Here is a 25,748-nt window from a genome sequence, read left to right as displayed (position 1 = left end):
ATCTATTCCTTGCTGTGGAGCATTGCGTTGGGGAAAACCGGCGGTGTCCGGGCAAAGAAGGCCCGCACGCCTTCTTGCGACTCCGCCGACGTGAACACGCGTTCCGACAGGGGCAGTGCGGCAGCGATGGCCGAGGCTTTGGCGCCGTCGAACGCCAGTCCTATTGCCTGCTTGCACAAGGCCAGCGCCAGGGCCGGCCCGCGCGCCAGATCACGGGCCAACGACAGGGCCGTGTCCAGCGCCAGGCCGGATGGCGCGACACGATTGGCCAGTCCCCACGCCAACGCGGTCGGCGCATCGATCGGCTCGCCAAAAAACATCATTTCCTTGGCCCGGCCTTCACCAATGCGGCGGGCCACACGAACGGGGCCACCGCTGCTCGGGAACAATCCGAGCCTGATTTCGGGCAAGGCGAATCGGGCCTGCGCATCGGCCACGATCAGGTCGCAGCACACGGCGATTTCCAGTCCACCGCCGAACGCCACGCCGTGTATGGCGGCAATCGTCGGCTTGGGAAAATCATCGAGCCGCGCGAACACGGCGTGTTGCAGCGACAGCTTTTCCGGCCCGATGCGGCCGGGCTGCATCCAGGGCTGGAATTCGGCAATGTCCGACCCTGCACAGAAGGCGCGCGAGCCTGCGCCGGTAACGACCACCGCGCGGACGGCATCCTCTGCCGCCAGGGCCTCCAGCGTGCGCCCCAAGGCTTCAGTCAACCTGCGGTTGACCACATTCAGCGGCGGGTTATCGAGCGTGATTTGCGCGACGCCGGCATCGAACGTACAGCGCACCGGCCCGTCCGCTTGCAGCAAGACGGGGTCAGCCATACCGGCCGCCCGTCACGTGCAGCACTTCGCCGGTGATGAAGCCGGCGCGTTGCGACGCAAGGAATGCCACGGCGTCGGCAATGTCGTCGGGCCGGCCGCCGCGTTTGATCGGCTGCATGGCAACCGCGCGGTCGCGAATGGTTTCGTAGGTGGGCAGGGCCTGCACCATTTCGGTTTCGATGAAGCCCGGCGCGATGCAATTGACGGTGATGCCATAGCGCCCTTCTTCGATCGCCAGCGCCTTGGCCATTCCGATCAGGCCTGCCTTGGCAGCCGAATAATTGGCCTGCGTCGGGTTGCCGAAATGGGCGCGGGAACTGATGTTGATCACCCTGCCCCAGCCCTGGTCGATGAAGTGCGGCATGACTGCCTTGCAGGCCAGGAAGGCGCCCTTCAACATGACCTCCATGACCAGATCCCAATCGTCTTCGGTCATCTTGACCAGATAGCGGTCGCGCGGAAAACCGGCGTTGTTCACCAGGATGTGGACGCCGCCAAAGTGGGCGATGGTCTCGTCGACCAGGCGTTGCACCTCTGCGCTTTTGGTGATGTCGGCGACGATGCAAACTGCCTTCAGTCCGTGAGCACGCAGGGCGGCTGCCGTGGCTTCGGCCTGTTCACGCAGGATGTCGGTGATAACCACGCTCGCGCCTTCTTCTGCCAGACGGCGTGCCGTGGCGGCCCCCAGGCCCCGTGCGGAACCGGTGACGATGGCGACTTTGTCGTTGATCTGCAAATCCATGAGATGGCGCTCCGTGTATCAATAAAAGAAAGATCAAGCCAGGTCGATGCGGCCAGCATCGAGCACCACCATGCCGCGCTCGACGGCAGTGGTGCGGAATGACAGTGCATCGCCGTCACGCCACAGTTCGGTGCGCAAGGTGTCGCCCGGCCATACCGGGGCGGTAAAACGCACCCGCATCCCACGCACCGCCGACACGTCATAGGCCAGCAGGGTTTTCAAGGCGGCGTGCATCGCGCCGCCCATCGTGGCCAGGCCGTGCAGGATCGGACGTGCGAAGCCCGCCGACCGCGCGACGTCGGGGTCGGCATGCAAGGGGTTGAAGTCGCCGTTCAGGCGATACAGCAAGGCAGCCTGCGGCAGGGTCGGCAAGTCGCAGCACGCATCGCCAGGCCGGGTTGGCACCGCGTGCCGAGCGGCTGGCATGACGCCATGCGATGCGCCATGCTCGATGCCAAATCCGCCATCGGCGCGCAGCAGTGTCGTCTGCATGACGGTGGCCCAAAGCGCCCCGCTTTCGGCATCACACACGCGCCGTTCCTGCAGCATCAGTGCGCCCTTGCCGTTGCCGCGGTCATGCAAGCCGACCACGCGGTTGTGGCCCACCACCCGTCCTGCCGCGGGTAGCTCGCGGTGCAGCGTAATGGCCTGTTCGACATGCACAAGCTGCCGCCAGGTAATGCCAGTGCCGGGCTGGTCGGCCCAGAATCCGGTATAGCCAAGCACGTTGACCATCGTCGGCACGGCCAATAAACCACCCGGCGCGCCTTCGTAGACGTAGCTCAAGGCGCCCGTGTCGGCAGGCTCGGCCCCCATGCCGATGGCCAGTGCATAGAGCAAGGTGTCGCGGATCGAATAGTCCTGCACGATCGGCGCGAAAGGACGAGCAAGCAAGGCATGCGGGGCAAGCGAGGCGGACCTGATCGCGTTCATGACCGTGGCGCCGGTTGGGCAGCGGCGCGGCCGGCAAGGCCGTCGGCGGCGTCCTCGCCGCCAACGTGCCCGTCGACATCGATGACCGCGTCCGCCGCATAGGCGCCCTGGCCCTCAGGCATTGCAAAGACCGGATTCAGGTCCACTGCCCGCAAGCGCGGACCGGCCTGGTGCGCGAACACCGACAGCCGCGACAGCATGACCGCCAGCGCCCGGACGTCGACCGGAGGCTTGCCCCGGGCACCCAACAGCAGGGGCGCACCGCGTATCGACCGGATCATCTGCTCGGCCACGTCTTCGCCGAACGGACACTTTTTCAGCACGACGTCTTGCATGACTTCGACAAAGATGCCGCCCAGCCCGAACATGGCGACCGGGCCAAATACCGGGTCGTTCTGGATGCCCAGAATGCATTCGACGCCGTCGCTGACTTGCCGTGCGACCAGCACCCCATCAATGCGCGCATCAGGCGCCGCGCTTGAAGCGCGTTCCATCAGCAGCGCAAAGCCTTCCCGCACAGCGTCCGCCGATGACACCCCGAGCAACACACCGCCCATCTCCGACTTGTGCAAGATATCGGGCGACACGATCTTCATGACCACCGGAAACGACAAGGACTGCGCGGCGTCCACGGCGGCGGCGGGCGTCGTGCACAGGTGCTCGGGCACGACGGCCACGCCTATCGTCGACAGCAGGGCCTTGGCCTCGACTTCGCTCGGGGTGCGCGCCGGTAGCAGCAGCGGCGGCACGCGCGGTGCCGGACGCCCCGGCACCCGTGCAAACGCCGCGCCGAATCGCCCCATCGCGTCGATGGCGCGAACGGCGCGCGCCGGGTCTTCGAAGACCGGAAAGCCATCGGCTTCGTATTGCGCGACCCGTTCGGGTGACGCAAGAATGCTCAACACCAGCAGCCGGTCCGGATGCGCGTCGCGCACGGCTTTCAGCTGCACACGCAGGCCTTCGGCAATCGAGTCCGCCCCCACCGTGTACGTGAAAAAGCCGAGGATGGACGGATAGTTGCCATCCTCGACGACTGCCCGGGTGAACTGCCCTGCCACGGTCAGGTCGTTCATGAACTGTGCGGTGCAGTCGACGGGATTGCGCGGCGATGCGAACGGGATCAGCGCCTTCAGGCGTTGCTGGGCCGCATGGGGCATTGCAGGCATGGGCAGGCCGACCTTGTCGGCTGCGTCGGACACGATCACCCCCGCGCCGCCACTGACCGTGATGACACCCAAAGCGTTGTTCACCGGAAAGATCCGGCGCGTGGCAAGGCGAGCCACGTCCAGCATGTGTTCGGTGGACGTGGCTCGCACCACGCCATGGTCGGCCAGAACCGCATCGGTGACCGCATCGTTGCCGGCAATCGACGCGGTGTGCGACTGGGCCGCGGCGCTTCCCAATGTGCTGGTCCCGACTTTCATCATGACAACGGGCTTGCGTGCCTGCCGCGCAGCGTCGAGTGCGCATAGCAGGCCCGCGCCATCCCGGATGCCTTCCGAGTAAACGGCAATCACGTCCGTGGCATCGTCATCCACGAAGGACTGGATCACGTCGCCCAAGGTGATGTCGCACTCGTTGCCCGTCATCACGCAGGCCGAGATGCCAATACCGTTGCGCCTGGCGATGCCCAGGATGTGGCTGCCGTAGGCGCCCGACTGGCTGGCGATCGCCACCCGTCCGGCGGCCGGAAACCCCATCTCGACCACCGACGTAAAGCTGCCGTAGAAGCCGATGCGGGGATTCAGCACGCCCAGCGAATTGGGGCCCAGCAGCCGGACCCCGCCGCGGCGCGCGGCGCTGACCAGTTGCCGCTCCAGCAAAACGCCCTCGTCCCCCATTTCGGCAAAGCCGGCCGAAAACACGATAGCGGCCCGCGTTCCTCGCGCGCCCAGGTCGGCCACCGCCTGGGGCGCCAGATGCGCGCTGACCGCCACGATGGCGACGTCTGGCGTCTCGGGCAAGGCCGCGATGGACGGGAATGCGGCCAGGCCCTGCACACTGGCCCGGTTGGGATTCACCGGATAGAGGGCGCCGGTAAATCCTTGCGACCGCATGTAGGCCAGCGGACGCCCGCCAATACGCAGCGGATCGTCCGACGCGCCGATCACGGCGACGGTCCTCGGGTTCAGAAGCCCGTCCAGGGAAGAAGGAAATGACGACACAGCGGGATCAGCGTTCATGGGGCAGGCCAGCTCAGTTTGAAAAAGGGAACACAGAGGCAGTTCAGTCCAGCTTGATGCCGGCGCGCTTGACGACCCCGGCCCATCGGGTCGTTTCCTTGCCGATCACGGCGCCGAAGTCGGCGGGCGATGCCCAGTTGCCCGAAAAGCCCTGGGCATCCAGGCGCGCTTTCAGCTCGGGGTCGGCCAGCGCCTTCCGGATCTCGGCACTGAGCCGGTCGATGACGCTTTGCGGCGTCTTGGCCGGCGCCATCAGGCCGTTCCACGCTTCGGCGTCAAAGCCTTCCACACCCGATTCGGACACCGTCGGCAGATCGGGCAGCAGGGCCGAACGCTTGGCGCTGGTGATGCCGATCGCTCGCAGGCGTCCGCTCTGCACTTGCGGCAGGGCCGAGAACATCAGGTCCATGACCAGGTCGGCGTTGCCTGCCATGACGTCGGCCATGGCAGGCGCGCTGCCGCCGTAGGGGATGTGGTTCATGCGGATACCCGCCTGATTGCTCAGCAGCTCCATGGCAAGGTGGGTGGACGACCCATTGCCGGCACTGGCGAAATTCAGGGCGTTCGGCTTGGACTTGGCCAGGGCAACCAGATCCCCCACGGTGTTGACGGGCAGTTTGGGATTGACCATGACCAGCATCGGCCCGCTCGACAGGCGCGCCACTGGAACCAGATCCTTGGTGATGTCGTAGCGCAGGTTGGTGTAGATGGACGGATGGATCGTGTGGCCCGTGGTCACCAGGACCAGCGTGTAGCCATCGGCAGGCGCGCGGGAAACCTGTTCGGCGCCGATATTGCCCGAGGCGCCCGGCTTGTTTTCGACGACCACCGGCTGCTTGAGCTGGTCGCTCAGTTTCTGGCTGACCAGACGGGCAACGACATCGTTGGTGCCGCCGGGCGCATAGGGAACGACGATGCGGATGGCGCGTTCTGGAAACGCATCCGGCGCAGCAGCTGCCGACAGGGAAGGAACCAGGGCCAGGGCGGTGCAGAGCGCACCGAGCGAAGCAAGGCGGAATGCGGGCATGCGAGTCTCCGGGAAGTTATGGCCGTCGACTGATGAATCAGCCGGGCGTTTGGTATGTCCCGAATGCTAGGCATTCCTGTATATTCAATCCAATACTTTGGATGTACCCCGATATACACCGCATGTATAGGAACGCCCCCGGTCATGGATTTGCGTCAACTCGAACAATTCGTCGCCGTGGCCGACACCCGCAGTTTCAGCCGCGCGGCGGAACGGCTGTTCATGGCGCAGCCGCCCTTGTCGGTCGCCATTCGCAAACTGGAAGATGAGGTGGGCGTCGCGCTGTTCGATCGGGGCCCTCGCGGCGTGATGCTTACGGCGGCCGGACAGGCCGCGCTGGGCGCCGCCGTGCGCTGTCTTGCCAGCGCCAGGGACGTGGCCATTGCCGCGCAGGCAGCGGCCAATGGCGAGACCGGCACGCTGCGTGTCGGCTTCATCGGATCCCTGACGTTCAGCCTGCTGCCGACGCTGATCCAGCACTTTCGGGGCGACCATCCGCAGGTGCGGCTCGAACTCAGCGAATCCACCAACGAAGGCTTGCTGGGCATGATCGAGAGCAAAGCGCACGACGTGGCGTTCGTTCGCGAGCCGACCACCCATCCGGCGCACCTGACCTTCATGACCGTGGCCGACGACGTGTTCTGCGTGGCGATGCCTGCCCATCATCCCCTGGCGCGGCAGCGCAAGGTCAGGCTGAAGGACCTGCGCGATCAGGACTTCATCGGCTACACGCCGTCGCGGGTCGGCGGCTTGCACGCAGCCGTCATGCACTTGCTGCACGACGCCAATCTGTCGGTCAAGGTGGCGCAGGAAGCCGTGCAGGTGCAGACCGTGGTCGGCCTGGTGCGCAGCGGACTGGGTATTGCACTGGTGCCGTCAATCAACGCGGAATTCATGCCGAATGACGTGGTCTTCCGGCCGATTGCCGACCTTCCCGCGTCGTCGCGTATCGGCATCGCGCTCGCCTACCACGAACAGAACGCAAATCCCGTGTTGCCGCGTTTTGTCAGGAACATCCAGGACACCCTGCAACTGGAATCCCGCCGCCGCTAGGCGCTGCGGAAGCCGCCCACCACGATCGGCTCGGCTTCCAGCTGCACGCCATACCGAAGCGCCACGTCCTTCCGGATCGCGTCGGCCAGCGCCAGGATGTCGGCCGCGTCGGCGCCGCACCGATTGACCAGCACCAGCGCCTGCCGCGCATGCACGCCGGCGCGGCCCAGGTCGCGGCCTTTCCAGCCGCATTGGTCGATCAGCCAGCCGGCGGCAAGCTTCCATGACCCGTCGGGCTGGGGATAGGCGACCAGGCCGGGGAACAGCGCCTTGAGCTCGTCGTACTGGCGGGCCGGCACCACCGGATTCTTGAAGAAGCTGCCGGCGTTGCCGATCACGGCGGGGTCGGGCAGCTTGTTGCGGCGGATTTCGCAGACGGCGTCGAAGATGGCGCGAGCGGTGGGCGTTGACGCGGCCAGGCGGGGGTGGCGCTGCAGGTCGGGGTAGTCGATGACCGGCTGCCATGCGAGCGGCAGCCGGAAGCGCACCGAGGCAACGATCCAGCGGCCCGGCTCGGCCTTGAAGCGGCTGTCGCGATAAGCGAAGCGGCAGGCGGCGGCGTCCATCTCGACCCACTGCCGGGCCTGCAGGTCGTACGCGGTCAGGCCGTCGAACCGGTCCATGAGTTCGACGCCATAGGCGCCGATGTTCTGCACGGGCGACGCGCCCACGGTCCCGGGGATCAGCGCCAGGTTTTCCAGCCCGTCCCAGCCCTGGCCAGTGCAGAAGGCGACGAAGTCATGCCAGTTTTCGCCGGCGGCGGCCTCGACGATGCGGCAGCCCTCCTTGTCCTGCAGGCGTCGGATGCCGCGCGTGGCCAGGTGCGCCACCAGCCCGGCCACCCGGGCAGGCAGGACGACGTTGCTGCCGCCGCCCAGGACGAACAGCGATGGGTAGGTGGCGGCCAGTGACGCCAGCGCAGGCAATTGCGCCGCATCGTCGATGCGGACGAACGCATCGGCGTGACTGACAAGACCAAAGGTGTTGAATGCCGACAGGTTCTGCGGCGCGGGCGGGGGAAAGGACGAGGTCACAGGGCCGGTGTTGAAGGACGCTATCGAAGCTGTCCATGTTACTTGACTACAATTGCGGGTATCGCGGCGAATGCCGATTCGCACCACGCCGCCCAGAACACGCCAAGGGAGCCAAAAAAATGCCTACATTCGATGTCGTTTGCAAACCCAACCAGGTCGAACTGAAAAATGCGGTTGACCAGAGCATGAAGGAAATCGGCACGCGCTTCGATTTCAAGGGCTCGGCCGCCAAGGTCGAACATGCGGACAAGGAAGTGACCCTGACCGCCGACAGCGATTTCCAGCTCGGCCAGGTGCTGGACGTGTTGCTGGGCAAGATGACCAAACGCAATGTGGACGTGCGTTTCCTGGATCACGGCAAAGTCGAAAAGATCGGCGGTGACAAGGTCAAGCAGGTGCTGACGATCCGGGACGGCGTGCCGCAAGACGCCGCCAAGAAGATCGTGGCCCAGATCAAGGCCAGCAAGATCAAGGTGCAGGCCAGCATCCAGGGCGACACGGTGCGGATTCAGGGTGCCAAGCGGGATGATCTGCAGACCGCGATCGCCTTGCTGAAAAAGGAAGTGACCGATCTGCCGCTGGGCTACGAAAACTTCCGCGACTGACGTTCACGCAGCGACCGCACAAAAAAGGGACTGGCAATCGCCAGTCCCTTTTTCACATCCATCGCGATCGCTCGGACTCAGGCTGCGGCGGCCTTGGCGCCTGTCCCGAGCACCTTGGCGAAGCGCCCACGGATCGACGCTTCGATTCCCTTCGCGTCGAGCCCCAGGCCGGCCAGCAGGGTCGCCTGGTCACCGTGGTCGATGAACTGATCGGGCAGACCCAGTTGCAGCACCGGCATCGTCACCCCGGCGGCGTTCAGCGCCTCGGTCACGGCACTGCCGGCGCCGCCCATCAGGCAGCCTTCTTCGATCGTCACGATGGCCGCATGCCGCGCGGCCAGTTCCAGCACCAGTTCGCGGTCCAGCGGCTTGACGAAACGCATGTCGACCACGGTCGCGTCAAGCGACTCGGCCGCCGCGGTGGCGGGCACCAGCATCGTGCCAAAGGCCAGGATGACGACGCCGCGATCGGCAGAGGCCGATGACGACTCGCGTCGCACGATGCCCTTGCCTACCGGCACCGTGTCCAGCGTCCTGGCGGGAATGGCGCCCCGGCCGGCGCCGCGCGGATAGCGGACCGACGACGGGCCCACATGCTCGTAACAGGTGGACAGCAGCAGGCGGCACTCGGCTTCGTCGGACGGCGTTGCGATCACCATGTTCGGGATGCAGCGCAGGAAGGCGATGTCGTAATTGCCCGCATGCGTTGCGCCGTCGGCGCCCACGAGGCCGGCACGGTCCAGCGCGAACGTGACGTCCAGGTTCTGCAAGGCCACGTCGTGCACCAGCTGGTCGTAGCCGCGCTGCAGGAAGGTCGAGTAGATCGCCACGACGGGCTTCTGCCCTTCGCAGGCAATCCCGGCCGCGAAGGTCACGGCGTGCTGTTCGGCGATGCCGACGTCGAAATACCGGTTCGGAAAGCGCTGTTCAAATTCGACCATGCCGCTGCCTTCGCGCATGGCCGGCGTGATGCCGACCAGGCGGGTATCGGCCGCTGCGGTGTCGCACAGCCAGTCGCCGAACACTTGCGTGAAGGTCTGCTTGGGCGGCGTGCCCGGCTTGCGGATGCCCACGGCAGGATCGAACTTGCCCGGGCCGTGGTACAGCACCGGGTCGGCCTCGGCCAGCTTGTAGCCCTGCCCCTTGCGCGTGACCACATGCAGGAAACGCGGGCCGGTCAGCTTGCGCATGTTCTGCAGCGTCGGCACCAGCGATTCCAGATCGTGACCGTCAATCGGGCCTACGTAGTTGAAGCCCAGTTCTTCAAACAGGGTAGCCGGTGTGACCATGCCCTTGGCATGCTCTTCCAGCCGGCGGGCCAGTTCCAGCACTGGGGGCACGTGCGCCAGCACGGCCTTGCTCACGTTCTTGGCGGCCGCATAGAAGCGCCCCGACATCAGGCGCGCCAGGTAGCGGTTCAGCGCGCCCACCGGTGGCGAGATCGACATGTCGTTGTCGTTCAGGATCACCAGCAGGTTGATGTCCGACGTGACGCCGCCATTGTTCAGCGCTTCGAAGGCCATGCCGGCCGACATGGATCCGTCGCCGATGACGGCGATGTGCTGCCGGTCCATGCCCGCATTGCGCGACGCGACCGCCATGCCCAGCGCCGCCGAGATCGACGTCGATGAATGGGCCGTGCCAAACGCGTCGTACTCGGATTCGGTCCGCTTCGGAAAACCCGAAATGCCACCTGCCTGCCGCAGCGTGGCCATGCTGTCGCGGCGGCCCGTCAGGATCTTGTGCGGATAGGTCTGGTGGCCCACGTCCCACACGATGCGATCGTGCGGCGTGTCGAACACGTAATGCAGGGCAATCGTCAGTTCGACGGTGCCCAGATTGGACGACAGGTGACCACCCGTGCGGGACACCGACTCGAGCACGAAGGCGCGCAGCTCTTCGGCCACCTGGTTCAGGTCACGGCGGTCGAGCGCGCGAAGGTCGGCGGGCGACTGGATGCGGTTGAGCAGATCTGTGGACATGGTTGACGATGTCTCCGTTATCGGTCGCGCAGCACGATGAAGTCAGCCAGCTCCGCGAGGCGCCGGGCCGCTCCATTGAAGGGTGCCAGGGCGGCGTGCGCCTGCTGCCGAAGGCTTTCGGCCAGGCTGCGGGCTTCGTCCAGCCCAAGGTGCGACACGTAAGTAGGCTTGTCGGCGGCGGCATCCTTGCCGGCCGTCTTGCCAAGCTGGCCTGAATCGGCGGTCACATCCAGGATGTCATCCACCACCTGGAAGGCCAGGCCGACGGCGTGCGTGTAGGCGTCGAGCGCCCGGCGCTGTTCGGACGTGGCGGCCGTGACGATGCCGCCCAGCGCGGCGCTTGCACGCAGCAGCGCACCGGTTTTCAGGCGGTGCATGCCTTCGAGTTCGGCCAGCGACAGCCGCTGGCCAACGTTCATGAGGTCGATCGCCTGGCCGCCCGCCATGCCCGCGCTGCCCGACGCCTGCGACAGGACCTGCATGGCCTGCACCGTCAGGGCCGGGGCAAGCGGCAACTGCGACAGCACGTCGAAGGCCAGGGTCTGCAGGGCATCGCCCACCAGCAGCGCGCAGGCCTCGTCGTACTGGACGTGCACTGTCGGACGGCCGCGCCGCAGCGCGTCGTCGTCCATGCAGGGCATGTCGTCGTGGACCAGGGAATACACGTGGATGAATTCGACCGCCGCCGCCGCGCCATCGAGCGCCATGTCGGCCGCGGGCGTCGCACCGCAGGCTTCGCCAGCCGCATACACCAGCATCGGGCGCACGCGCTTGCCGCCGCCCAGGGCCGCGTAGCGCATCGCTTCATGCAAACGGGTCGGGGCCAGTTCGGCCGGGGGGAGCAGCCGCGCCAGGGCCGTCTCGATCCGGTCGCCGCATGCACCCATCCACGTCTGGAAATCCGCCTTCATCGTGCTCAATCCTCGCTGTCTTCGATCGGACGAAGCAGTTCGCCCTCCAGGACCTTGACCTGGTTTTCGGCACGCGCCAGGCGTTCCTGGCAGACGCGCACCAGGTCCACGCCGCGCTTGTACGACAGCAGCGAGGCTTCGAGCGGCAGCGAGCCGTCTTCCATCCGCGCGACCAGCCCTTCGAGCTCGGCCAGCGCGGTTTCGAAATCCTGCGGCAGCGCAGGCGCAGCGGCGGCAGCCGACTTGCGTGCACCGGCCCTGCGCGGCGCGGCAGCGTCCGTCGCGGACGTCACACTTTGCGGCGCGCCAGCGTCCGTCGCGGGAGTCGTTTCCATCGGCACGGCGTCCCCTGAAAGGGGGTCCAAACTTTCGGCCATTAAGCCTCCTGCAAACTCATGGAGAGTCGAACCCGCAATTGTAATTGATCGGGTCCGCTCAGGCGTGTGAGCAGATGCGTCCACATCCGCCCTTGAAAAAGCCGGCCGCCGGACTTATAGACAAGGACTGGGTACAATACCAAGCTTGATCGGCCAGATCATTTTCTTCGCGCCGGTACAACACACACGGGAATACCACCATGCCTCCCCAGGTTGCGTAAGGGGGGGATCCCTTGTTGAGGCCGGCTCTACCACTCACGCGGAGGGAAGTCATGACCGATATCGGTCGCGTGGAACACGTGGCAGCGAGCCGAGCGCAGCTCCCTGTCAGTGCCTATTTCGATGACGCGCGCTTCAAGCGCGAAATGCAGTCCATTTTCAGCCGGTCGCCCAATTACGTCGGGCACCGGAACAATCTCCCGGAAGTCGGTGATTACCGGACCCTCGCTCAGGAAAACGATGGCCGCGTGCTGGTGCGCAACCAGCACGGTGTCGAACTCGTGTCCAACGTCTGCCGTCACCGGCAGGCCGTCATGCTGGGCAAGGGATCCGTGGGCAGCGACGGGGCGCGGCGCTATGCCGACGCGCCAACGACCGGGAACCTGGGGGTCACCGGCAACATCGTCTGCCCGTTGCACCGCTGGACCTACAACGGCCAGGGCAAGCTGATCGGCGCGCCGCTGTTCGGCGAAAACCCGTGCCTGGACCTTGAACGATTCCCGCTGCAGGAATGGAATGGGTCGCTGTTCGAAGCGCCGCGCCTGGGTGACCGGCACGCCGGCCGCGAACTGTCCGCCCTGCTCGGCCGTCCGGAATTCGACCTGTCCGACTATGTGCTTGACCGGGTCGAAACGCATGTCTGCCACTACAACTGGAAGACCTTCATCGAGGTCTACCTCGAGGACTACCACGTCGGCCCGTTCCATCCGGGACTCGGCCGCTTCGTCACGTGCGATGACCTCAGCTGGGAATTCAACGACTTCTACAGCCTGCAGAAAGTCGGCGTCCACCAGGACCTCGAACATCCGGGCTCATCGGTCTACCAGCGCTGGCACGACAAGGTGCTCGACTACCGCAATGGCGAGCCGCCCGATTTTGGCGCTATCTGGGTCACGCATTTCCCGACCCACATGATCGAGCTCTACCCGCACACGCTTGTCCTGTCGACCCTGTACCCCAAGGGCCCCCAGGAAACGGTGAATATGGTCGAGTTCTATTATCCGGAAGACATCGTGCACTTCGAACGGGAATTCGTCGAAGCGCAGCAGGCTGCCTATATGGAGACGGCGGTGGAAGACGACGAGATCGCCGAACGCATGGATGCGGGCCGTCGCATCCTGCTGGAGCGCGGCACCAACGAGGTCGGGCCGTACCAGTCGCCCATGGAAGATGGCATGCAGCACTTCCACGAGTGGTACCGCTCTGCCATGAATGAGCCGGAAAATCTTTAGCAGATCAGTAACTTTCCTGACTGTCCGTCGCAAAGGCGTCCGAAACAACGGACGCCTTTTTTCTTGGTTTACTCAGGCATATCAAACCGGTGTCAGGTCGTAACGTCGCCCGGGCGCGGCTTTTGCGACCATTTAAACCGGATCGGGCCCGCGGCCATTACAAATCCACACACAGCCGCCTTGCCAAATCCCGGTCCGCAGCGTAACTTTTACACATCGCTTCGAGGTTTGATAATTTTTCAAAAGCCGCATGGCTATTGATCATTCGGGCTTCCAGGCGGGTTGTTCTGTACGAAAACCTTGGCGCAGCCATGTGGTTGAGGGAGTATCGGAACCAGGCAGATTCAATATGCCGCCTGATCCGGTATGAGTAAGGTGGGAGGGAACATGCTGCATTATGCTGTCGTATTTTTTATTATCGCGATAATCGCGGCAGTACTCGGCTTTGGCGGTATTGCTGCGGGTGCCGCCTCCATCGCCAAGATCCTGTTCTTTATATTCATCGTCCTCGCAGTATTGTCGCTGCTCGGCGGCGTATTTCGAAAATAAGCATTACCAAGGAGAATCAACCATGAACTTCCGTACCCTTTTGATCGCTGGCATTATCGGTACTTCGACTGTGATGGCCGGTTGCGCCCAGACGCGCACGCAGCAATCCGCTGGCGAATACTCGGCTGACGCCGCCATCACCGCAAAAGTGAAGGCCAAGCTGCTGGAAACGAAGGACATCCGCTCCGTTGACATCAACGTCGAGACGTTCCGCAAGACGGTCCAACTGTCGGGCTTCGTTGACTCCAGCGAGCAGATCGCTCGTGCCGTTGCGGTCACCCGCTCGGTGGAAGGCGTGGAAAGCGTCAAGAACGACCTGCGCGTCAAGAGCCGTTAATCGGTTCCTGACTCTGGCGGTGGCACCTGGTGCCGCTGCCGGCGCTCGGCAGAAATGCAGAACGGCCCCGTCGATTATCGACGGGGCCGTTTTTTATTATCTGTGATCCGGTTTTATGCGTTACTGCTTCAGCGTCCGATCAAATAGCGCCACCAACGCCTGCCAGCCGCGCCTTGCGGATGCTGCGTCATGGACCGGAAAGTCCGGCACCATCCAGCCGTGGGCTGCGCCCGCATATTCCTCGGCAACATAATTCACGCCAGCCTGATCCAGTGCCGCTTCCAATCGCGCGGCCATGGCGGGCGGATACATGCCATCGTGTTCCGCGCTGGCGATATACACCTCGGCTTGAATCGCGCCGACCCGCCAATGCGGACTGGACGCGTCATCGCTGGCCAGATTGCCGCCATGAAAGCTCGCCACCGCGGCGATCCGGTCCGGCCAGGCGGCCGCCGCCGACAAGGCCATGCCGCCGCCCATGCAGAACCCGACCGCGCCGACCTTGCCCTTGCGGGCATCGGGGCGCGCGTCCAGCCAAGCCAGGAAGGCTGCCGTGTCGCTGGCGGCCTTGTCGTTGCCGGTTGTGCTCATCAGCGGGCCAAGAATGGCCCCGACATCCCCGGCAAAGACCTCTTTGGGCACCAACGGCGTGTAGGGGCCGACGCGGTAGTAGACGTCGGGCACCAGCACCAGGTAGCCGGCTGCCGCAACGGTTTCCGCCATGTCGACCATGGCTGGCCGAAGCCCGCCGGCGTCGCCGTAAAGCATCACGGCAGGCCACGGGCCATCGCGGGAATCGGAAGCCGACTTGGGCCCCGGAGTCACTACATACGCCGGGCACTCCCCGTCGGGCGCGTTCAACACGATACGTTCGGCGGGCATGACGGTCTCCTCAGACCAGGGCGTCGGCTTTCAACAGGGTTTCCAGGCACTGCGCCTTGATGCCGTAGAAGCGCTTGATCTCGTCGATCTGCGCCAGCACCGGCTCGGGCGCCTTGGGCGTTGCACGTTTCACGGCCAGGATCATCTTGTTCTTGTTGGTATGTTCCAGCGAGATGAACTCGAACACCTGGGTATCGTAGCCTGCCGCGTCCAGCAGCAACGCGCGGATGCCGTCCGTCAGCATCTCGGCTTCCTGCCCAAGATGCACGCCGTGCTGCAGGATAGGCCGCAGCGGATGCGGGCTGAGCAGCTGCGGGCGCACTTCCTTGTGGCAACACGGCGAACACATGATGACCGACGCGCCCGCGCGAATGCCCATGTGAATCGCGTAATCGGTCGCGATGTCGCACGCATGCAGGGCGATCATTACGTCAAGCGGCTGCGGCGCATAGCTGCGCACGTCGCCGGCATCAAAAGTCAGTCCCTGCAGACCCAGCCGTTCAATGGCGCCATTGCACAGGTCGACCAGTTCCTGGCGCAATTCGACGCCGGTCACCTGGGTCGGCCGGGCTAGCACGCCTTGAAGATAATCGTGGATGGCAAAGGTCAGGTAGCCCTTGCCCGACCCGAAGTCCGCCACCCGGATCGGGGTGGCTGCCGATCCCAGCGGCGACGCCGACAAGGCGGCCGCGAATACCTCGATGAACTTGTTGATCTGCTTCCACTTGCGCGACATGGCCGGCACCAGCTTGTGGTCGCGATCCGTCACGCCCAGCTCGACCAGAAAGGGCCGACCGAGGTCCAGGTACCGATGTTTTTCGCGGTTGTGGCCGGTAGTGGCGGCTGACGCGCCGTCGCCTGCGGACCCTGCGTCTGCCGACCCGCCGCCTGCCTGCGCCGCCTTCCCTACCCGCACCGTGGCCTTGCCCTTCTTGCTGAACGCCAACTGGATGTCCTGGGTGCGCGTGGTCAGCTGCGCGTTGCGAAACTCACTGCCCAGCAGGGTCCGCAGCGTCTGCAGGCCTTCGTCGACCGGGAAATTCTTGGTGATGTCCTTGGTCGCATGCCGGTACAGCAGCGACAGCATGGGCGCGTCTTTCAACACGACCGCGCGCGCCTGCACCCGCTTCAGGTCCCCTTCCCCGCGATACCCCGCCAGCACCAGCGTCACCACGGTGCCGTCGGCCAGCGCCTGCCGGGCGAGCGCCAGGAAGTCATCCACGGGCTGGCGATTGGGATCGTCGTGGTCAGAGGGGATGTGGGGGGAAGAAGGTGCGGTCATGCTGGTCAACCTGGAGGGGAACGGTAAAGCGGAAACGGCACGCGCGTGCACTGACCGCCGCCCGGTAGGCACGATCCGGAACCTTGTCCCGGAAACGATCAGGCCCCGACACGCGGGGCCTGGCAGTGCGGCGCCCCGGCGTGACTGCCCGGGGCGATGGAACCGATCAGCGGCGCTGGCCGGCTGCCATCAGGGCGCGGATGCGATCCTCGATCGGCGGATGCGACGCGAATATAGCCGAGATCGCGCCGCCGCTGGAAATGCCCGAGGCCTGGAAGTTCTTGGGCAATTCCCCAGGGGCCATGTTGCCAAGGCGGGCCAGGGCCCGGATCATCGGTTCACGCGAGCCCAGCAGGTGGGCGGAGCCGGCATCGGCCCGGAACTCGCGCTGACGCGAGAACCACGCCACGATGATCGACGCGACGATCCCGAAAGCCAGTTCACAGACGATCACGGTCGCGAAGTAGCCGATGCCACCGCCGCGTTCGTTCTTGAGCAGCACACGGTCCACGAAGTAGCCGACCACCCGCGCCAGAAAGACCACGAAGGTGTTCACGACGCCCTGGATCAGGGTCAGCGTGACCATGTCGCCGTTGGCGATGTGCGCGACTTCGTGCGCCAGCACGGCCGACACTTCTTCTTCGGTCATGCCGCGCAACAGGCCGGTGGATACCGCCACCAGGGCTTCATTCTTGAAGGCGCCCGTGGCAAAGGCATTGGGTTCGCCTTCGTAGATGGCGACAGTCGGGCGGCCGATACCGGCGCGGTCAGCCAGCTGGTTGACGGTATCCAGCAGCCAGATCTCTTCGCGATTCACCGGCGCGTTCGGATCCAGCACGCGGGCGCCCGTGCTCCACAGCGCCATCTTCTTGCTCAACAGCAGCGAAATGATGGCGCCCGTGAAACCCACGACCAGCGAAAAAATGGCCAGAGACTGAATATTCAATCCGTTGGCGTCCATGAAGCGGCCGACACCGAGAATACTCAGGGTCGCCGTCAGCACGAGCATGACGGCGATGTTGGTCATGATGAAAAGCACAATGCGTTTCATGAGGGGTAAATTCTCCGAGAACCTTCGATCAATCGGACCGGCGCCCCGCAGCGCCCGCCCGTCACAGACGTATATGGTAACGGTCGCGCAGGGTTCAAGAGCCGCACCCTGGACAGAAGCATCCAAGGGTTCCCCCGTAGATACCCTTGTACGGGGCTACAATCGTCCGACCCCTTCGCTCCACGACTTTTTCTGCCTCACGCCAATGCAAGCACTCTGGATGTTGTTCGCCTCCCTGATGTTCGCGATCATGTCCATGTTCGTCAAACTGGTGTCGACCGAAGTTCCGCTGTCCCAGATCATTCTTTTCCGCGGCGTCCCGACCGCCATCGGCATCCTTGGCTGGGCCTTGTGGGCCGGCAAGCCCATCATCCCGACCACCTGGCGGTCCCATGTCATGCGCAATATCGCGGGCGTGGCGTCGATCTGTCTGTCGTTCTACGCCATGTCGCGGCTGCCGCTGGCCACGGCCATCACCCTCAACTACACGTCGCCCTTGTTCATCGCGGCCTGGATGATGTTCCAGGGCAGCCTGCGGGAAGACCGCCTGCGCCTGTTCGCGGTGGCGCTGGGCTTCGTGGGCGTGATCGCGATCCTGCGGCCCGATGTCGACAACGCGCAGTGGCTGGCGTCGCTGCTGGGCCTTTTGGCCGGCGGCGCCACGGCGCTGGCCGTCATGCAGGTGCGCAGCCTGGGCCGCGCGGGCGAAGCCGAATGGCGCATCGTGCTGTTCTTTTCGCTCAGCACGGTGCTGACCGGCGGCGCGGCCACGGCGGCCACCGGCTGGGTGGCGCCGTCCTGGAGCGGCTGGGCGCTGCTGCTGGGCGTGGGCCTGAGCGGCCTGCTCGGACAGTTCGCCATGACCCGGGCGTTCAGCCAGGGCTCGGCCGCGCTGTCGGCCGTGCTGCAATACGCGACCATCCCGTTTTCGGTCTTGCTGGGCTTCCTGTTCTGGAACGACTCACCCGACGGCTTCGCGTGGTTCGGCATTGTCCTGATCGCCGCCGCCGGGCTGGTGTCGACCTGGCGTACGATGGCGGTGCCAGCCGCGTCCCGATAGGTCGCTGTCGAGCGTTTCGCACCTGTCGGCGCGCCTGGCGCTCACCTCCTCCCGCCAAGGAAGCGTCATGTTCACCACCCTGATTTCCGCAAAGGAACTGGCCGCCCATCTGGGCCAGCCGAACTGGCTTGTCATCGACAGCCGGCACGACCTCATGAATCCGGCCCACGGGCGGGACTCGCATGCCCGCTCGCGCATTCCCGGCGCCCGCTTCGTCGACCTGGACACCCAGTTGGCGGGCCGCCATACCGGCCAGAACGGACGGCACCCCCTGCCCGATCCGGATATCTTTCGCAAACTCGTGGCGCAGTTGGGCATCGGCCCCGACACGCAGGTCATCGTGCACGACGACCACACCGGCCAGTCGGCGGGCCGCTTCTGGTGGATGCTGCGCTGGCTCGGCCACGCAGGGGTGGCAGTGCTGGATGGCGGCTTCAAGGGATGGGAGGCGGGCGGCTTTCCGGTAGACAGCAGTCCGGTCGAAAGCGACGCCGTTACCCAGGGCGACCTGGCCACCCAGGAGCAACAGCAGATGGCGGGCAGCGTCTTGGGGGAACCCACGTCAGGCGGACCCATGCCGGGCGCCGGCGATGCAGCGGCCCCCCAGGCAGGCGCGCAATCCTTCCTGTCGGCGGGCGCTGCACGGCCGCGCCTGGCGCCTACCGTGACCACGCAGGACATGCTGGCCAACCTGAACACGCGCGCCGCCAAGGTCGTCGACGCACGTGCGGGCGCTCGCTATCGCGGCGAGACCGAACCGCTGGACCCGGTGGCGGGCCACATTCCGGGCGCGCTCAACCGCCCCTTCCAGGAAAACCTGCAGCCCGACGGCACCTTCAAGCCGGCCGCTGTCCTGAAACAGGAATTTGCCGCCCTGCTCGGCCAGGTCCCGGCCGACCAAGTGATCCATCAATGCGGGTCGGGCGTATCAGCCTGCCACAACATCCTGGCCATGGAACACGCCGGGCTGAACGGCTCGGCGCTCTACCCGGGCTCGTGGAGCGAGTGGTGCGCCGACCCGGGCCGCCCGGTGGCGATCGGCGCAACGCCCTGACACGGCTCTCGGGTTGCGGGAAAACCACAGCGGGTTCACACTCTCTGCATCCCTGTCGAATGGCTCTGCCCCATGTCGCTCAAGCTTTCCGTCCTTGATCTGTGCCCGGTACCGTCGGGTTTCACGCCATCCGATGCCATCGCCAACAGCATTGCGCTGGCCCAGGCGGTCGAAACCTTCGGGTACCACCGCTACTGGTTCGCCGAACATCACAACACGGCCATGCTGGCCTGCTCGGCCCCCGAACTGCTGATTGCCCGTGTGGCCGCCGCCACGTCAACGCTGCGGGTGGGCTCGGGCGGCATCATGCTGCCCAATCACAGCCCGCTCAAGGTGGCCGAACTGTTCCGCATGCTGGAAGCCATGTTCCCCACCCGGATCGATCTGGGCCTGGGCCGTGCGCCGGGCACGGACCCGATTACCGCGAGCGCCTTGCGGCGCAATGCCGAAGACAGCGACAACTTTCCGCAGCAACTGGCCGATCTGGTCGGCTATTTGAAAGACGTGATGCCCGAAGGCCACCCGCACGCCCGCGTGCGCGCCGCGCCGATGGGGGTGGCCTGCCCGCCGATCTGGATCCTGGGGTCAAGCACCTACGGCGCCCAGGTGGCCGCGGCCAATGGCCTGGGCTTCGTGTACGCCCACCACATCGTGTCGGAACACGCACAAGAAGCCATGCATCTGTATCGCGACCGCTTCCGCGCCTCGGCCCTGGGGCAGTATCCCAAGGCCATGCTGGGCGTGTCGGTCATCTGCGCCGAGACACCAGAAGAAGCCACGCGTCTGGCGGCCACGGCCGACCTGACCATGATGCGCACACGCAGCGGCCGCCGCGGCGAACCGGTGCCCAGCGTGGAAGAAGCCCTCGCCTACCGCTACAGCCCGCAGGAAGAAAGCCTGCGCCAGTACAACCGCAGCCGCATCCACATCGGATCGCCCGACCAGCTGCGGGAATCGCTGGGCGCGCTCGCGGCCGCCACCCATGCCGAAGAACTGGTCATCACGTCCACCATCCATGACCACGCGGCCCGGGTGCGCAGTTATGCCCTCGTTGCCGAAGCGCTGGCCGACTGATCGTCCCGGCTCGGCAGCACCGCCCTTAATCTCTCACCAAGGAACACCACCATGCAGCTCCAGGGAAAAGTCGCCATCGTGACCGGCGGCGCCAGCGGTATCGGCAAAGACATCGCGATCGGCCTGAGCAAGGCAGGCGCGGCGGTCGCCATCGCCGACATCAATCTTGCGGCGGCGCAGGCCGTGGCAGCGGAACTGGAAGCCGCGGGCGGCAAGGCCATGGGCGTCGCCATTGACGTGACGGATGAAGCGGCGGTGGAAGCCGGCACGCAGCAGGTGGTCGACGCCTATGGCAGCATCGACATCCTGATCTCGAATGCCGGGATCCAGGTGGTGGCTCCCATCCACGAATTCGCCTACGCGGACTGGAAAAAAGTCATGGCCATCCATGTCGACGGCGCGTTCCTGACAACCAAGGCCGCCCTCAAGCACATGTACAAAGACGACCGGGGCGGCATCGTGATCTACACCGGCTCGGTCCATTCGCACCTGGCCTCGCCGCTCAAGTCGGCCTACGTGACCGCCAAGCATGGCCTGCTGGGCCTGAACCGCGTGCTGGCCAAGGAAGGCGCCCCGCACAACGTGCGTTCCCACGTGGTGTGTCCGGGTTTCGTGCGTACGCCATTGGTGGACAAACAGATTCCCGAACAGGCGGCCAGCCTGGGCATCAGCGAAGCCGAAGTGATCAGCAAGGTCATGCTGGGCAACACGGTCGACGGCGAATTCACGACCCTGCAGGACGTGACGGACACGGTGCTGTTCCTGGCCACCTTCCCGTCCGCTGCGTTTACCGGGCAATCGTTCGTCGTCAGCCACGGCTGGTACATGCATTGATGCGCGGGCCCCGCCTGTCGCAACGATTTTCAAGGAGTGATGACGGCGCGCCCGGCGCGCGCCGATTGACGGTTCAATGACTATTCTGATTACCTTGCTTGACCTGGCCGGCTATGTCGCGCTGCTGCTGTGGGGCGTCCACATGGTGCAGACCGGCATCCAGCGCGCCTTCGGGCCAAGCCTGCGCACGGCGCTCGGCATTGCGCTGGCCAATCGTTTCTACGGATTTTTCGCGGGCATGGGCGTCACGGCCATCCTGCAGAGCAGCACCGCCACGGGCTTGATGGTGGCGGGCTTTGCGGCGAGCGGGCTGGTCGGTCTGGTGCCGGCGCTGGGCGCCATGCTTGGTGCCAATGTGGGCACGACGCTGATCGTGCAGCTGCTGTCTTTCGATATTTCGCCGATCGCGCCAATCCTGGTGTTGATCGGCGTGGTCATGTTCCGCCGCAGCAATGCCAGCATGACGCGCGACCTGGGCCGCGTGATGATCGGGCTGGGCCTGCTGCTGATGTCGCTGCACCTGCTGGTCGGCCTGCTCGAACCCTATCGTGACCTGCCTGCATTGCGCACCGGCCTGCGTGCCCTGGCGTCGCAGACCGGTCTGGCAATGGTGATCGCGGCCATCCTGGCCTGGGCCGCGCATTCCAGCGTGGCGGTGGTGGTCCTGGTGATGTCACTGGCAACCCAAGGCATCGTGCCGCCCGACACGGCGTTCGCGCTGGTGCTGGGCGCCAACCTGGGCACCGCCATCAACCCGTTGCTGGAAGGGTCGGCCAAAGACGATCCGGTCGCGCGCCGCCTGCCGCTGGGCAATTTTGTGGTGCGCGGCGTGGGCGCCGTCATTGTCCTGTCGCTGCTGGGCGTGATCCAGCCCTGGGTCAGCGCGCTGGGCGGCAGCCACGCGCGTGCGGTCGCCAATTTCCACACCCTGTTCAACGTCGGCCTGGCGGTGCTGTGCCTGCCGCTGCTCACGCCCTACGCCAAGCTGCTGCGGCGCTGGCTGCCGGCGAATGAGGACCTGTCCGACCCCGGGCGGCCGCGCTATCTGGACAGTGCGGCGCGTGAAGTCCCCATCGTGGCGCTGGGCCATGCGGCCCGCGAAGCCCTGCGGATGGCGGACACCTTGCAAAGCATGCTGGCCTTCACCCGCGATGCGTTCACCAAGGGGGACCGCAACCGGATCGCCGAAGGCAAACGCCAGGACGACGTGCTGGACCGGCTCAACACCGCCATCAAGACCTACGTGTCGGCCCTGGACCCGGACGAGATGACGACCGACGATCGGCGGCGCGCGGGCGAGATCATCGCCTTTATCACCAACATGGAACACGCTGGCGATGTGATCGAAAAGAATCTGCTGGCGCAGGCCACCAAACGGCTCAAGCGCGGCCTGCGCTTTTCGCCCGAGGGGCAGGCGGAAATGACGGCCATGCTGGATCGCCTGTCGACCAACCTGCAGTTGGCCGCGTCCCTGTTCATGACGGATGACGCCCGCGCCGCCCGCATGCTCGCGGCGGAAAAGGACGTGTTTCGTCAGATGGAGACCGAGGCGACGCGCGCCCACTTCGTCCGGCTGCGCGCCGGGCGGATCGACAGTTCCGAAACCAGCGGCATGCACCTGGATGTGCTGCGGGACTTGCGCCGGGTCAACACGCACCTGGTAGCCGCGGCGGCCTACCCGGTGCTGGAACATCATGGCGAACTGTTGACGACGCGGGTGCGGCCGGAAGAGGAAGCGCCGGCGGCTTGAAAGAGGCGGCGACGGGCGAGCGCTGGCGACTGGCGAGCGCCGGCGACTGGTGAGCGCCGGCGACTGGCGAGCGCCGGCAGCCAGCGAGGCCGCAGCGGCCGCATGAACCGCCGGCCGCCAAAGACGCTGCGGCCGCGCCCTGTCCCGCTCAATGCGCGTGAAACACTACCGTCAGGGTATACACAATGGCCACGCCCGCCCCGACCAGCACGAACTGCGGCAGGCTGTCGCGCAGGCTAGTCCGCTTCTGCATCTGCGGCATCAGGTCGGCCACGGCAATGTAGATGAAGCTGCTGGCGGCCACCACCAGCACATAAGGCAGCAGCGCTTGCGAGCCTTCCAGCAGGAAGTAGCCCAGCACGCCACCCAGGATCGCCATCATGCTGGACAGCACGTTGAACAGCAGCGCGCGTTTGCGCGTCAGCCCGGCGTTCACCAGGATGATGAAATCGCCCAGTTCCTGCGGCACTTCATGCGCGGCGATCGACAGGGCTGTCAGCACGCCCAGCTTCGGGTCGGCCAGAAAGGCCGCGGCGACCAGGATGCCGTCGCAGAAGTTGTGCAGGCCGTCCCCCACCAGCACGGCCATGCCACCGCGGCCGGCTTCGTGGGCATCATGCCCGGCCGGGTGGTGATGCCCGTCATGCTCGTGATGGTGGTTGTGCCGCAGCAGCGCCACCTTTTCCAGCATGAAAAAGATCAGCAGTCCGCCCAGCAACAGGGCAAACAGGGTGCGCGTATCGGCTTCGGACTCGAACGCTTCGGGCAAGGTATGCAGCAGCGCCACCGACAACAGGACGCCCACCGAAAAACTGACCATTTCGTGCAGGTAGCGCGAAAAGTAGCGAAAGCCCAGCCAGCCGGCCACCAGGGCCGACACCACGCCACTGACCAGGGTCGCCAGTACGATATAGACTAGGGTCATGCCGCGACTCCTTCCATCGTGGCCAGCAGGCGGCCGCAGCGGAACAGCCGTTCCCGTTTCAGGGTCTGGGCAACAGGTTCGTCGCGCCCCCGCGCCAGCGCGTGCGTGCGCACGGTCATCAGCAAGGGCAGCATTGGTTCGGGCGACTGCTCGAGCCAGGCCGACAGCTGACGGTCCGGATCCCACGCCGTCAGCCCCTGGCGTTTCAGTTCGCCCTTGTTGAAGTCCTTCAGGTTCCAGGTCAGCACCCGGACTTCAGGTGTCATCTGACTGGTGCTGCGCGCGCGGCTGGCCAGCCCGGCGGCGATCACGTGCCAGTCCTTTTCATCGCTGTAGCGCAGGCCCGCCTCGTAGGCGCTCAGGTCACCCGGATCGGCATCCGGAAACCGGGCGGTCATGTCCGCCCACTGCGCATCGAGCTGTTCGGGTGCGACGGCCCAGATGCGCGCCGCGTTGCGCCGCCATTCCTGGCCGATGCGGGCGCTCCAGATCGGGCGGAAGAAACCGGCGTCGGCCACGTCGAGCAACAAGGGCCGCAAGATGGACGACATGAGCACGCAGGCGTCGAGCACCAGGTAGTGCGGTGCGCGACGCGCCGCCGCGAGCGCGGCCGGGACCGGCGCCCCGGTCGATGAGGAATCTGATACCACGGTGACCCTGTAGAGATTGGTGCGGCAAGAGGGCGCGGCAGCGCCCTGCTCCCCCCGCTGGAAGCCGACCCGAAGGATACACCGGCAGCGGCTGTCGAGCCGCGCCGTGGCTAGGAAGGGAGGGACTCGACCAGGTTGCGGCCGCGTTCCTTGGCCCGCGCCAGGGCAATGGCCGCGTTGCCCAGCGCCGTATCCAGGTCGGTGCCGGCCGGCGTGATGCCGATCGACACGGTGATCTGCGTGGCGATGTGCCCGCGCAGCGCGAACTGCCGGCCGGCAATGTGATTGCGCAGCCGGTCGCACGCCGCCACCGCTTCATTCAGGGTGACGTCGGACAGCAGCGCCGCGAAACGGTCGCCCGATACGCGCACCAGTGTCTCGATCCCCGGCAACACCTGCCGGATCAGGTCGGCCAGCTGCCGCAGGATGGCATCACCCGCATTGCGGCCCAGCGCCTGGTTGAAGCGGTCGAAGTGGTCGATGTCCATCAGCATCAGGTGCAGCAGCTGCCCCGCCTGCTGCGACTGCGCGATTTCGGACTGGAACGCGTCCGACATCCAGCGGCGGTTGTGCAGCCCGGTGACGGCGTCGTGGGTCGCCATGAAATCCATGGATTCGGCCTGCTCGTCGGGTTCCAGCCGCAGGTTCATGGCCCGCAAGCGTTCACTGAGCATGTCCAGCACATTGATGGCGATACGCGGCACGGCGTCGATCACCGCGCGCAGCGCAGCCGCGTTCAGCACGACCAGCCGCGACGGCCACTGCGCCGCCACATAGACGGTGCCGCCTTCCTGGCCGATCAGGGCGTGTTCACCCACGGCGTCGCCCGGAACGAACCGCGCCAGCATGCGCTGGGTGGCCGCATCGCGATAGGCGCCGAGCTGACCTTCGACCAGCACGTAGATATTGCTGTTGGCCTCGCCCGGCTGCAGCAGGAACGCCCCGTGGGCAAGGTGCCGCGTGCATGCGAACGGTTCGACCAGCAGCCGTTGTTCGGCGGTGGTACCGGCAAACAGGCCGGAACGCGCAAGCGCGTCCCAGTCTTCGAGAGTCAGGCTGCCTGGCGCGCCGTCGGCGGGCAGGTGAGGAGGGATATGACGGTGCATCACTCACTTATCGGCAAGGGTTGGCACAAGTTTAGAGAAGGCGGCCCTACAGTTCCACGCTATGGCGTC

At 65.6% G+C, this 25,748-nt stretch carries 25 protein-coding genes; 10 read left to right on the top strand and 15 right to left on the bottom strand.

Translation table 11 applies throughout. The annotated features are described in order from the left end of the window. Window positions 1-2: 2 nt before the first annotated feature. From HD883_RS25715 to HD883_RS25695, 5 genes are read right to left on the bottom strand one after another with little or no spacing between them, the layout of a single operon-like run. Entirely contained in the window at window positions 3-827 is an 825-nt protein-coding gene (locus HD883_RS25715) for an enoyl-CoA hydratase/isomerase family protein (RefSeq protein WP_179590297.1), read from the bottom strand. Beyond that, complete coding sequence (gene fabG / locus HD883_RS25710) at window positions 820-1,569, bottom strand: 3-oxoacyl-ACP reductase FabG (RefSeq protein ID WP_179590299.1); 750 nt, start codon at window positions 1,567-1,569, stop codon at window positions 820-822. Before fabG ends, HD883_RS25715 begins: the two co-directional genes overlap by 8 nt. Before the next feature lie 33 nt (window positions 1,570-1,602). Then, on the bottom strand, window positions 1,603-2,502 hold the full coding sequence (locus HD883_RS25705) for a MaoC/PaaZ C-terminal domain-containing protein (protein WP_179590301.1): 900 nt from the start codon (window positions 2,500-2,502) through the stop codon (window positions 1,603-1,605). After that, window positions 2,499-4,685, bottom strand: a complete 2,187-nt coding sequence (locus HD883_RS25700) for an acetate--CoA ligase family protein (RefSeq protein ID WP_179590303.1) — start codon at window positions 4,683-4,685, stop codon at window positions 2,499-2,501. The genes HD883_RS25705 and HD883_RS25700 overlap by 4 nt, the downstream gene beginning before the upstream one ends. A 43-nt stretch (window positions 4,686-4,728) precedes the next feature. Continuing rightward, entirely contained in the window at window positions 4,729-5,712 is a 984-nt protein-coding gene (locus HD883_RS25695) for a tripartite tricarboxylate transporter substrate binding protein (RefSeq protein WP_179590305.1), read from the bottom strand. Window positions 5,713-5,856: 144 nt separating this feature from the next. On the opposite strand from HD883_RS25695, the gene HD883_RS25690 reads away from it, so the two are divergent. Then, window positions 5,857-6,765: a LysR family transcriptional regulator gene (locus HD883_RS25690; protein ID WP_179590307.1), complete on the top strand. Its 909-nt coding sequence runs from the start codon at window positions 5,857-5,859 to the stop codon at window positions 6,763-6,765. Here the strand turns inward: HD883_RS25690 and murB are convergent. After that, on the bottom strand, window positions 6,762-7,799 hold the full coding sequence (gene murB, locus HD883_RS25685; RefSeq protein ID WP_373563481.1) for a UDP-N-acetylmuramate dehydrogenase: 1,038 nt from the start codon (window positions 7,797-7,799) through the stop codon (window positions 6,762-6,764). The two genes, HD883_RS25690 and murB, sit on opposite strands and share 4 nt — an antisense overlap. Before the next feature lie 119 nt (window positions 7,800-7,918). Here murB and HD883_RS25680 point away from each other — a divergent pair, with 119 nt between their 5' ends. Continuing rightward, on the top strand, window positions 7,919-8,404 hold the full coding sequence (locus tag HD883_RS25680; protein ID WP_179590309.1) for a YajQ family cyclic di-GMP-binding protein: 486 nt from the start codon (window positions 7,919-7,921) through the stop codon (window positions 8,402-8,404). 77 nt (window positions 8,405-8,481) lie between these two features. Here HD883_RS25680 and dxs read toward each other — a convergent pair whose 3' ends face one another. Genes dxs through HD883_RS25665 form a run of 3 tightly spaced genes read right to left on the bottom strand, consistent with a single transcriptional unit; the run spans window position 8,482 to window position 11,590 of the window. After that, window positions 8,482-10,386, bottom strand: coding sequence for a 1-deoxy-D-xylulose-5-phosphate synthase (gene dxs, locus HD883_RS25675; protein ID WP_179590311.1), 1,905 nt, complete (start codon window positions 10,384-10,386; stop codon window positions 8,482-8,484). Between the two features lie 17 nt (window positions 10,387-10,403). Continuing rightward, window positions 10,404-11,297, bottom strand: coding sequence for a polyprenyl synthetase family protein (locus HD883_RS25670; RefSeq protein ID WP_179590313.1), 894 nt, complete (start codon window positions 11,295-11,297; stop codon window positions 10,404-10,406). A 5-nt stretch (window positions 11,298-11,302) separates the two neighbouring features. Continuing rightward, a complete protein-coding gene (locus HD883_RS25665; RefSeq protein WP_373563490.1) occupies window positions 11,303-11,590 on the bottom strand; it encodes an exodeoxyribonuclease VII small subunit in 288 nt (95 codons plus the stop codon). A 356-nt stretch (window positions 11,591-11,946) separates the two neighbouring features. On the opposite strand from HD883_RS25665, the gene HD883_RS25660 reads away from it, so the two are divergent. From HD883_RS25660 to HD883_RS25650, 3 genes are all read left to right on the top strand, one after another. Continuing rightward, window positions 11,947-13,125, top strand: a complete 1,179-nt coding sequence (locus tag HD883_RS25660) for an aromatic ring-hydroxylating oxygenase subunit alpha (RefSeq protein WP_179590315.1) — start codon at window positions 11,947-11,949, stop codon at window positions 13,123-13,125. 387 nt (window positions 13,126-13,512) lie between these two features. Next, window positions 13,513-13,674, top strand: coding sequence for a DUF1328 domain-containing protein (locus tag HD883_RS25655; RefSeq protein WP_179590317.1), 162 nt, complete (start codon window positions 13,513-13,515; stop codon window positions 13,672-13,674). A gap of 22 nt (window positions 13,675-13,696) precedes the next feature. Beyond that, on the top strand, window positions 13,697-14,011 hold the full coding sequence (locus HD883_RS25650) for a BON domain-containing protein (RefSeq protein WP_179590319.1): 315 nt from the start codon (window positions 13,697-13,699) through the stop codon (window positions 14,009-14,011). A 120-nt stretch (window positions 14,012-14,131) separates the two neighbouring features. Here the strand turns inward: HD883_RS25650 and HD883_RS25645 are convergent, their stop codons facing one another. The 3 genes from HD883_RS25645 to htpX form a co-directional block, all read right to left on the bottom strand. Further along, window positions 14,132-14,893, bottom strand: coding sequence for a dienelactone hydrolase family protein (locus HD883_RS25645; RefSeq protein WP_179590321.1), 762 nt, complete (start codon window positions 14,891-14,893; stop codon window positions 14,132-14,134). A 10-nt stretch (window positions 14,894-14,903) separates the two neighbouring features. Next, window positions 14,904-16,175, bottom strand: coding sequence for a class I SAM-dependent methyltransferase (locus HD883_RS25640; RefSeq protein WP_179590323.1), 1,272 nt, complete (start codon window positions 16,173-16,175; stop codon window positions 14,904-14,906). Window positions 16,176-16,341: 166 nt separating this feature from the next. Beyond that, entirely contained in the window at window positions 16,342-17,226 is an 885-nt protein-coding gene (gene htpX, locus HD883_RS25635; protein ID WP_179590325.1) for a protease HtpX, read from the bottom strand. 220 nt (window positions 17,227-17,446) lie between these two features. On the opposite strand from htpX, the gene HD883_RS25630 reads away from it, so the two are divergent. The 5 genes from HD883_RS25630 (at window position 17,447) to HD883_RS25610 (ending at window position 22,998) form a co-directional block, all read left to right on the top strand. Continuing rightward, complete coding sequence (locus HD883_RS25630; protein ID WP_257022692.1) at window positions 17,447-18,286, top strand: DMT family transporter; 840 nt, start codon at window positions 17,447-17,449, stop codon at window positions 18,284-18,286. A gap of 67 nt (window positions 18,287-18,353) precedes the next feature. Continuing rightward, window positions 18,354-19,340 (top strand): sulfurtransferase, encoded by a 987-nt coding sequence (locus tag HD883_RS25625; protein WP_179590329.1) that lies wholly within the window; start codon window positions 18,354-18,356, stop codon window positions 19,338-19,340. Window positions 19,341-19,412: 72 nt separating this feature from the next. Further along, window positions 19,413-20,414: an LLM class flavin-dependent oxidoreductase gene (locus tag HD883_RS25620; protein ID WP_179590331.1), complete on the top strand. Its 1,002-nt coding sequence runs from the start codon at window positions 19,413-19,415 to the stop codon at window positions 20,412-20,414. Between the two features lie 51 nt (window positions 20,415-20,465). After that, window positions 20,466-21,248: a 3-hydroxybutyrate dehydrogenase gene (locus HD883_RS25615; protein ID WP_179590333.1), complete on the top strand. Its 783-nt coding sequence runs from the start codon at window positions 20,466-20,468 to the stop codon at window positions 21,246-21,248. A 76-nt stretch (window positions 21,249-21,324) separates the two neighbouring features. Next, window positions 21,325-22,998 (top strand): Na/Pi cotransporter family protein, encoded by a 1,674-nt coding sequence (locus HD883_RS25610; protein WP_179590335.1) that lies wholly within the window; start codon window positions 21,325-21,327, stop codon window positions 22,996-22,998. Window positions 22,999-23,146: 148 nt separating this feature from the next. Here HD883_RS25610 and HD883_RS25605 read toward each other — a convergent pair whose 3' ends face one another. The 3 genes from HD883_RS25605 to HD883_RS25595 form a co-directional block, all read right to left on the bottom strand. After that, window positions 23,147-23,923, bottom strand: coding sequence for a ZIP family metal transporter (locus HD883_RS25605; RefSeq protein ID WP_179590338.1), 777 nt, complete (start codon window positions 23,921-23,923; stop codon window positions 23,147-23,149). Further along, a complete protein-coding gene (locus tag HD883_RS25600; protein ID WP_179590796.1) occupies window positions 23,920-24,474 on the bottom strand; it encodes a PIN domain-containing protein in 555 nt (184 codons plus the stop codon). The genes HD883_RS25605 and HD883_RS25600 overlap by 4 nt, the downstream gene beginning before the upstream one ends. Window positions 24,475-24,683: 209 nt before the next feature. Next, complete coding sequence (locus tag HD883_RS25595; RefSeq protein WP_179590340.1) at window positions 24,684-25,679, bottom strand: GGDEF domain-containing protein; 996 nt, start codon at window positions 25,677-25,679, stop codon at window positions 24,684-24,686. Window positions 25,680-25,748 lie beyond the last annotated feature (69 nt).

The organism is Pigmentiphaga litoralis, from assembly GCF_013408655.1.
Taxonomy (GTDB): Bacteria; Pseudomonadota; Gammaproteobacteria; order Burkholderiales; family Burkholderiaceae_B; genus Pigmentiphaga; species Pigmentiphaga litoralis_A.
This window is presented reverse-complemented; position numbering and strand designations above follow the sequence as displayed.